Origin of the sequence: Aliivibrio sp. 1S175 (assembly GCF_001690985.1) — a bacterium.
Taxonomy (GTDB): Bacteria; Pseudomonadota; Gammaproteobacteria; order Enterobacterales; family Vibrionaceae; genus Aliivibrio.
Genome location: NZ_MAJS01000021.1, coordinates 1 through 720, shown reverse-complemented (window position 1 = coordinate 720; position 720 = coordinate 1). Strand labels below are relative to the sequence as shown.

At 36.8% G+C, this 720-nt stretch carries 1 protein-coding gene; it reads left to right on the top strand.

Annotation, left to right across the window (positions count from 1 at the left end; all coding sequences use genetic code 11):
* The first annotated feature begins 51 nt into the window (after nucleotides 1-51).
* On the top strand, nucleotides 52-681 hold the full coding sequence (locus tag A6E06_RS09165; RefSeq protein ID WP_065593222.1) for a LysE family translocator: 630 nt from the start codon (nucleotides 52-54) through the stop codon (nucleotides 679-681).
* Nucleotides 682-720 lie beyond the last annotated feature (39 nt).

The following is a 720-nucleotide window of genomic DNA, read 5'->3' as shown; positions in this document are numbered from 1 at the left end:
GCGTTATATGCTTTTTTAAGCTCACGGCTTAATTTATTGGAATGGTAGGTAATGGAATATTTATTGGTTCTTCTTCATGTGGCTTTGATTTGGATGTTAGCTGTTGCGACTCCTGGTGCTAATGTACTTTTAACGATTAACACTGCACTTAATTATGACCGTAAAATTGCAGTTTTTTCTGCTTTCGGTGTTAGTTGTGCAACGTTACTGTGGTCGTTTTTTGGTGGCTCCGGCTTAGTTATTCTCTTTTCTCATTTTCCTCAATTATTTGGTTTAATGAAAGTGGTAGGTGGCAGTTATTTATTGTATTTGGGAATGCGTCAGATTTATCTAACTCGAAAAATAAAGAGGTTAGGTGAGTTAACTGAAATCAATCAAACGGTATCACCATCGAAAAGAAAGGTTTTCATTTCAGCGTTTATCACCAGTATTTTAAATCCGAAAACGGGTTTCTTTATCGTCAGTTTATTCAGTGTTTCCATGCCTGAAAACATGAGTGCAACGATGATATTAGCAATCATGCTAACAATGGCTTCAATTACGCTTAGTTGGCATTTATTCTTAGCTACGGCGTTTTCCCATGAATCAGCTAAAAGCGTTTATGCTCGCATCTCTGGGTTTATGGATTATGTCACTGGTGGGTTGTTTACCATTTTTGGCATCAAAGTAATGACCTCATAGTAAGAATGGTTGTTTGCATATAACAAACGACTATGGTGT